A 2066-nucleotide genomic window follows, 5' to 3' on the forward strand; every position below is an offset into this window, starting at 1 on the left:
TGACTTTTAATGGTAGTCCCGTCCAGATTTGAACTGGAGACCCCTACATTATCAGTGTAGTGCTCTAACCAGGCTGAGCTACGGGACTTCTTGATTTAAGGTCAGCTTCCGTATGCAGTATATAGTATCTTACCGCTACTGCTTATCCTTTGGCTTTCCCCATCTTGTCTTCCGTTGTGCTTACCTTGATAGCAGCCCACCGTTTTCCTCTGGGTGTTTTCTTTTTTTCTCTTGTTTTTTTTTAAAGTAGTCAGTATCAGGTAGCAAGGCCTTTAGCCTTTCAGCTTTAGTCTTTTTGCTTTAATCATATACCTTAATGTGAAATATCATGTTGCGAAAGCTGAGTAGGTGATGCTACTCCAGAAAGGAGGTATTCCAGCCGCACCTTCCGGTACGGCTACCTTGTTACGACTTAGCCCCAGTTATCGGTTTTACCCTAGGACGCTCCTTACGGTTACATACTTTAGGTACCCCCAACTTCCATGGCTTGACGGGCGGTGTGTACAAGGCCCGGGAACGTATTCACCGCGTCATTGCTGATACGCGATTACTAGCGAATCCAACTTCATGGGGTCGAGTTGCAGACCCCAATCCGAACTGTGAATGGCTTTGTGAGATTCGCATACTGTTGCCAGCTAGCTGCCCTCTGTACCATCCATTGTAGCACGTGTGTAGCCCCGGACGTAAGGGCCATGATGACTTGACGTCGTCCCCTCCTTCCTCTCTGTTTGCACAGGCAGTCTGTTTAGAGTCCCCACCTTAACGTGCTGGCAACTAAACATAGGGGTTGCGCTCGTTGCGGGACTTAACCCAACACCTCACGGCACGAGCTGACGACAGCCATGCAGCACCTAGTTTCGTGTGATTGCTCACTCATTTATCTCTAAATGATTCACTAACTTTCAAGCCCGGGTAAGGTTCCTCGCGTATCATCGAATTAAACCACATGCTCCTCCGCTTGTGCGGGCCCCCGTCAATTCCTTTGAGTTTCACTCTTGCGAGCGTACTCCCCAGGTGGAACACTTAACGCTTTCGCTTAGCCGCTGACTGTGTATCGCCAACAGCGAGTGTTCATCGTTTAGGGCGTGGACTACCAGGGTATCTAATCCTGTTTGATCCCCACGCTTTCGTGCCTCAGCGTCAATTAAACCATAGTAAGCTGCCTTCGCAATCGGTGTTCTGAGACATATCTATGCATTTCACCGCTACTTGTCTCATTCCGCCTACCTCTAGTTCATTCAAGCCCATCAGTATCAAAGGCACTGCGATAGTTGAGCTACCGTCTTTCACCCCTGACTTAACAGGCCGCCTACGCACCCTTTAAACCCAATAAATCCGGATAACGCTTGGATCCTCCGTATTACCGCGGCTGCTGGCACGGAGTTAGCCGATCCTTATTCTTCCGGTACATTCAGCTAAATACACGTATTTAGGTTTATTCCCGGATAAAAGCAGTTTACAACCCATAGGGCAGTCTTCCTGCACGCGGCATGGCTGGTTCAGAGTTGCCTCCATTGACCAATATTCCTTACTGCTGCCTCCCGTAGGAGTCTGGTCCGTGTCTCAGTACCAGTGTGGGGGGTCATCCTCTCAGATCCCCTAGTCATCGTCGCCTTGGTGGGCCGTTACCCCGCCAACTAGCTAATGACACGCATGCCCATCTCTATCCCATTAATGTTTGATCATTGAATAATGCCATTCTGTGATTTTATGCGGTATTAATCCGGATTTCTCCGGGCTATCCCCCAGATAAAGGTAGGTTGCATACGCGTTACGCACCCGTGCGCCGGTCTCAAGGAAGCAAGCTCCCTCTACCCCTCGACTTGCATGTATTAGGCCTGCCGCTAGCGTTCATCCTGAGCCAGGATCAAACTCTCCATTGTAAAATGTTGTTGATTCTGACCAGTTTTAACTATTGTTAAAAATAGTCTTCTTTTGTTTTGTCTGTTAGACATCACCTTTAAAATAAAGCTACTTAATCATGTACTTCGACCAGTACTTCATTAAACCCGCTTTCGCTACATTGACATCTCTTTTAAGAACTTATCAGGCTAATCCCTCACGGT

The 2066-nt window shown here is 48.1% G+C and carries 1 tRNA gene and 1 rRNA gene; both read right to left on the reverse strand.

The annotated features are described in order from the left end of the window. Positions 1-10 precede the first annotated feature (10 nt). Positions 11-88: transfer RNA gene (locus OQ267_RS22345), tRNA-Ile, on the reverse strand. Between the two features lie 275 nt (positions 89-363). Next, a 16S ribosomal RNA gene (locus OQ267_RS22350) occupies positions 364-1883 on the reverse strand. Positions 1884-2066: the final 183 nt, after the last annotated feature.

It is taken from the genome of Pedobacter sp. MR22-3, from assembly GCF_026240075.1.
Taxonomy (GTDB): domain Bacteria; phylum Bacteroidota; class Bacteroidia; order Sphingobacteriales; family Sphingobacteriaceae; genus Pedobacter.